Raw genomic sequence first — 5531 nt, 5'->3', positions numbered from 1 at the left:
GTTTTAACTTTCGGGGTTTAAATTGTTTTTTAGCGACAATTGAAAAAACGAAAGTTGATTAAAATATTTTTCTTACTTTTTGCATTCAGTGATTAAAAAATACGCTTCAATAAAAGTTCCCCAGCGGTATGCGGTACAAGTGAGGCTGTTCCTTCCTTTTACTAAAAGAAAAGAACAACAGAACAAGTTCACAACACTGTTGAACAAAGAAATCCAGCTTGGCCCCCCGAAATAATAGGGGCAAGCAAAAAAATCACATTTCCTTATGCCCAATATATTTTCTCCATTTTTCAATCACTGCGTTCATATCTTCTGATATATCACTTTCAAAAAACATTTCTTTTTTAGTAACCGGATGAATGAAGCCCAGTTCTTTTGCATGTAATGCCTGGCGCCTGCATAAAGCAAAACAATTATCTACAAACTGTTTGTATTTTGTAAACACTGTCCCCCTTACAATTCTGTCGCCGCCATAAAAATCGTCGTTAAACAATGGATGGCCTATCAACTGCATGTGTACACGAATTTGATGGGTGCGGCCGGTTTCTAAACGGCACTCTACCAGCGTTACATAATTAAAACGTTCTAAAACTTTGTAGTGTGTAATGGCATCTTTGCCATGGTCGCCATCGGGGTAGGCGGTAAATAATTTTCTAAAACGCAGGTGGCGGCCTACGTGTGCAGTAATGGTGCCTTCGTCCTGGTCAAAATCGCCCCACACCAATGCAATGTAACGGCGGTGTACAGTGTGGTTAAAAAATTGTTTGGCTAAAAGCGTCATGGCGTTTTTATTTTTTGCCATTACTAATAAACCGGTGGTGTTTTTATCAATGCGGTGTACCAAACCAAAACGGTTGAGTTCTGTTTCATCCAGCTTTGGATTTTGCTGCAGTAAATAATACGCTACACCATTTACCAACGTACCATTGGGGTTGCCGCTGCCGGGGTGCACCACCATGCCTGCAGGTTTATTGATGATCATTAAATCATCATCTTCGTATTGAATATTCAGCGGAATATATTCGGGAACAATTTCGGATGATTCAGGTGAACGGTCATCGTACACCACAATTTTATCAAAGGCTTTTACTTTGTAATTATTTTTTACGGGCTTATCGTTTACCAATACCATTTCATCATCAATGCCCTGCTGAATTTTATTTCGGGTGGCGCCTTCAATGCGGCTCATTAAAAATTTATCAATGCGTAAAGGTTCCTGTCCTTTATCGATGGTGATAACGAGTTTTTCGTACAGCTCATCAATTTCCTGGATGTCTTCTTCTGTATTTTGTAATTCTTGCATTTTTTTTGTTTAGATGTTTAGGGTTTAGATGTTTAGAGGTTTAGGGGTTTAGGGGTTTAGTGTTTATTCTGAACCTGCATCCATTATCAATTATTCATTATTCATTATTCATTATTCATTATTCATTATTCATTATTCATTTCCTCTTGCTTTATCTTTGCAAATTAAAACATTGCAGTGGATAACCGTAAAGTGATATTTAAAGACCTGGGAATTATTGATTATAAAAAAGCCTGGGATTACCAGGAAGAACTGCTGCAGCAGAATGTTGCCATAAAATCGGCCAACAGAAAATTGCAGGAAACGTATGCTGCTTCAACTAACGACTCACCACTCACGACTCACGAAAAAACCACCAACTATTTTCTTTTCTGCGAACACCCCGCTGTTTACACTTTAGGCAAAAGTGGCAATATTGATAACGTATTAATGAGCGAACAAGAACTTGCGGCAAACGGTATTCAATTTTTTAATACCAACAGGGGAGGAGATATTACTTTTCATGGCCTGCAGCAAATTGTGGGTTATCCCATTTTAGATTTAGAAAATTTTTATACCGACATTGGTAAATACCTGCGGAATTTAGAGGAAGTAATTATTTTAACCATTGCCGAATATGGTATTAAAGGCGAAAGAAGCAGCGGCGAAACCGGCGTGTGGATTGAACCGGGAGTATTGGGTAAAGAAAGAAAAATTTGTGCTATTGGTGTACGCTGCAGCCGCTGGATAACCATGCATGGCTTTGCATTAAATGTAAATACCGACTTAAGTTATTTTAACAATATTATTCCCTGCGGCATACAAAACAAACAGGTTACTTCTATTGAAAAAGAATTGGGCAAAAAAGTAGATTATGAAGAAATGAAGAAGACAATTAAAAATAATTTTGAAAAAGTTTTTGAAGCGGAAGGGGAATGGTGAGTGGTGAAGGGTGAATGGTGAAGGGTGAATGGTGAAGGGTGAATGGTGAATGGTCAATGGTGAATGGTCCATGGTCAATGGTGAATAGATTGTAGAATTTTTTAAATGGAAGCCTGTAATATATAATTAAAACTGACAACAATTAATTAATAATAATAAAGCCATAATTACTATCCTATTTTTGCGGCGATGGGCTTTTTCCATCTTTGGAGATAAAAAATTTATTTCTTTCAATTAGTTTGCCGCTTTCGTACACTTCAAAATTAAACCAGCCTGCATGTATAAAATTTACTTTTTCAACTATCAGGTATTCTTCATGTAATTTATTTAATTCAAAAAGCGGCTGGTTATTTTCGTCGAAAAATTTAACGGTGTATTTTTTTGTTTCGGCACCGGGCAAATAAATTACCACATTATAATCTTTATTAGAAAAAATGCGGCGGCTTGGGTAAGTTATAATTTCTTCGTTACTGTTTATTGGCGGCAAATTTGTTTTGGGCTGAATTTTAAAATTAGGATTGCCCGGTATGTTAGGTGGCTGCTTTGTCCAGTTATCTTTAACCGAAAATGGATGCAGCGTATCTTCATCACTGTATTGCGAGGGTTCTTTTACAGGCCTTGCAATTTTACTAAACAGATAAGCGCCACCTTCAAAAGAAACAAAAACACGGTAATACATTTTTGTGTAGGGTGGTTTTACATCGGCATAACCGTTTTCTGCATTTTGTGGGCTAAGTACCGAACCAATAGTGGTATAATTTTTAAGACTGTCGTAAGAGCGCTGAATATTAATAGTGGTTAAAGGCGCTTTGTAATTATTTACCCAGCTCACTACAATTTGGCCACTGTAATTTTTTACGGTAATCGAGGGCAAAGTATCCTGTGCAGTAAGGGAAACTGCAATACCGGAAAAAAGTATAATTAGTAAAAGTGAAACCCTTTGCATAATTGGTTAACGTGGTAAGCGCTTAAAAATTTTATCAGCAAATATAAAGCGATGTTGCAAATTAGAATAATAAAGTACCGGCAGGCAGTGAGCTGTTGCCCTGCAAACCACCTGTATGCAGGCAAAGTATATTGCTGTCTTCTTCAAAATAATTGTTTTTTATTTTATCGAAAACGGCAAAAAATAGTTTAGCAGTATATACAAAATCGGTAGGTAATTGATGCTGCTGCCACAGGTAATTCATAAAATCCGTCAACGCTTTAGTTTTTTTTGCATAGCCCCCAAAATGATAGTCGTTAAAAATTTGCAGCTTACCTGTTTTAAAATTATTACCTAATAAAAAGTTAATTCTTTCTTCAATGTCATTCATGCCCTTTAAAACAGGCACACTTATTATTTTTTTATTGCCGCCATTCAGCAATAATCCTGCAAGGGTGGTGGCGGTGCCGGCGGCAGTACAAATATGGGTGTAGCTGTTATCTTTTATCAAATCGTAAATAAGTGCTGCGCCTTTTGCACCTAAGGCATGGTAACCACCTTCGGGAATAATAATGCATTCGCCCCATTCATTTTTTAATTCAGCAAGAAAATCACCCTCCTCTTTTTTACTGTATGCTTCCCTTGAAATAAATTTTAACTGCATACCATAATTAATGCAGTGCTGCAGTGTGGCGGATAATTGTGCCGGTTTTTCTCCTCTTACAATACCAATGCTTTTTAAGCCCGGTACCTGGCAGGCAAATGCTGTTGCCACTAAATGATTGGAATATGCGCCACCAAAAGTAACAATGGTTTTATGAGTTGATGCTATAGCCTGTTGTAAAAAATAATGCAGTTTAAATAATTTATTACCGGATACTATGGGATGTATTTTATCTAACCTTAACACCGAAACCGATATTTTTTTTTGCTGAAATAATTCATCACGCAATATTTCAACAGGGGCATTTAAAATATTCAAAAGCATTTTTGATTATAACTTATCGGTTTATACTAATTTCGCTGTACAAAAATCAGGTATTAATTTTTCATTTATCAACTTAAATTATTAATGCAACCCACTCTTTTAATTTTAGCAGCCGGTATGGCAAGCCGCTACGGAAGTATGAAACAAACCGAAGGTTTTGGCCCCAGTGGCGAAACTATTATGGATTATTCTATTTATGATGCCATACGTGCCGGTTTTGGCAAAGTGGTATTTATTATTCGTAAAGATTTTGCCGAAGGGTTTAAAAATACTTTTGAACCTAAGTTAAAAGGAAAGATAAAAACGGAATATGTTTACCAGGAGATGGATTATTTTTTAAATGGTTTACCCATGCCGGAAGGCAGAACAAAACCCTGGGGCACGGGCCACGCCGTTTTATGTGCAATGGATGTAATTGACGAACCATTTGCTGTAATTAATGCCGATGATTTTTATGGCAGTGATGCTTTTGTAAAAGCAGCGGCTTTTTTAAATACCGGTTGTACGCCAAAAAAATATTCCATAATAGGGTATGAGCTGTCAAAAACTTTAAGCGATCATGGTACGGTAAGCCGTGGCGTTTGTCAGGTAGATGCGGATAATAATTTGGTAAGTATTAAGGAGAGAACAAAAATTTACAGGGAAGGCGATAAAATTGTGTATGAAGATGAAGCAGGTAAACATGAAGTGCCTTTTAACTCCAGCGTATCAATGAATTTCTGGTGCTTTCATCAATCTTTATTTGCTGCTACCGAAAAATTATTTCACCAGTTTGTAAAAGATAACAGCCATAACCTTAAATCAGAATTTTTTATTCCGATAATTGCTGAAGATTTTATGGAGCATCATGGAGGTAGTGTTAAAGTAATTCCCTGTTCTTCGCAATGGTTTGGGGTTACATATAAAGAAGATGCACCGGTGGTAAAAGCCAGTATTGATAAACTGGTTGCAGATGGAGAATATCCAACTTCACTTTGGTAAAAAAATATTGCAAATAAAAAAGGCTTCAAATTTTTGAAGCCTTTTTTAATATCTCAATTTGCTATGCTTAGTTGTAACTTTTTATTAAGAATACGCAACTGTTTACTTTTTCAACCTGCTGCACCCTGTCTAAATTTTTTATGGAATTGGTATTGCTTAATTTAATGTTTGCAAATGCAGTATCTTTTTTAAGGTTCTCAACCGTTTTAAAAATGTATAACGATTTTACTGCAAACACAGCACCACCTTCTGCTTTATCGGTTAAAATACCAATGATGTCGCCGTTTTTATTCAGTACCGGACTACCACTGTTACCATGGTGGGCAGCAATTGAAATTTGGTAAGTAAGCGTATCGCTTTTGAGACCTGTTTCGCTGCTTAAGTAACCTTCACCGTAAACAATTTCGTCTTTA

General features: G+C 36.6%; 5 protein-coding genes and 1 pseudogene. 2 read left to right on the top strand and 4 right to left on the bottom strand.

Annotated elements, in window-relative coordinates:
- Window positions 1-253: 253 nt before the first annotated feature.
- Window positions 254-1303 (bottom strand): RluA family pseudouridine synthase, encoded by a 1050-nt coding sequence (locus tag ACY65O_RS19875; protein WP_462222600.1) that lies wholly within the window; start codon window positions 1301-1303, stop codon window positions 254-256.
- A 177-nt stretch (window positions 1304-1480) separates the two neighbouring features.
- Between ACY65O_RS19875 and lipB the strand changes: the two genes are divergently transcribed.
- The gene (gene lipB / locus ACY65O_RS19870) at window positions 1481-2224 is read left to right on the top strand and encodes a lipoyl(octanoyl) transferase LipB (protein ID WP_462222599.1); all 744 of its coding nucleotides are present in this window, start codon (window positions 1481-1483) and stop codon (window positions 2222-2224) included.
- 175 nt (window positions 2225-2399) lie between these two features.
- On the opposite strand, the gene ACY65O_RS19865 is transcribed toward lipB, so the two are convergent.
- Together ACY65O_RS19865 and ACY65O_RS19860 are read right to left on the bottom strand one after the other, a co-directional pair.
- Window positions 2400-3170 carry a hypothetical protein gene (locus ACY65O_RS19865; RefSeq protein ID WP_462222598.1) on the bottom strand — a complete coding sequence of 257 codons (771 nt, stop codon included), beginning with the start codon at window positions 3168-3170 and terminating at the stop codon, window positions 2400-2402.
- 61 nt (window positions 3171-3231) lie between these two features.
- Window positions 3232-4137, bottom strand: coding sequence for a 1-aminocyclopropane-1-carboxylate deaminase/D-cysteine desulfhydrase (locus ACY65O_RS19860; protein ID WP_462222597.1), 906 nt, complete (start codon window positions 4135-4137; stop codon window positions 3232-3234).
- A gap of 84 nt (window positions 4138-4221) precedes the next feature.
- Between ACY65O_RS19860 and ACY65O_RS19855 the strand changes: the two genes are divergently transcribed.
- Window positions 4222-5118, top strand: a complete 897-nt coding sequence (locus tag ACY65O_RS19855) for a glycosyltransferase family protein (RefSeq protein ID WP_462222596.1) — start codon at window positions 4222-4224, stop codon at window positions 5116-5118.
- Between the two features lie 67 nt (window positions 5119-5185).
- Here the strand turns inward: ACY65O_RS19855 and ACY65O_RS19850 are convergent.
- Window positions 5186-5531 (bottom strand): annotated as a pseudogene (locus tag ACY65O_RS19850) (serine protease); the annotation flags it as partial.

Origin of the sequence: Ferruginibacter sp., assembly GCF_031430955.1 — a bacterium.
Taxonomy (GTDB): Bacteria; Bacteroidota; Bacteroidia; order Chitinophagales; family Chitinophagaceae; genus Ferruginibacter.
Note: the sequence above shows the minus strand (reverse complement) of the source record. Positions and strands in the feature narration are given on the sequence as shown.

Bases quoted from the DNA above. Each gene is read 5' to 3' on its own strand.
- ACY65O_RS19875 (WP_462222600.1), bottom strand. From the start codon at position 1,303: ATGCAAGAATTACAAAATACAGAAGAAGACATCCAGGAAATTGATGAG.
- ACY65O_RS19855 (WP_462222596.1), top strand. From the start codon at position 4,222: ATGCAACCCACTCTTTTAATTTTAGCAGCCGGTATGGCAAGCCGCTAC.
- ACY65O_RS19860 (WP_462222597.1), bottom strand. From the start codon at position 4,137: ATGCTTTTGAATATTTTAAATGCCCCTGTTGAAATATTGCGTGATGAA.
- ACY65O_RS19865 (WP_462222598.1), bottom strand. From the start codon at position 3,170: ATGCAAAGGGTTTCACTTTTACTAATTATACTTTTTTCCGGTATTGCA.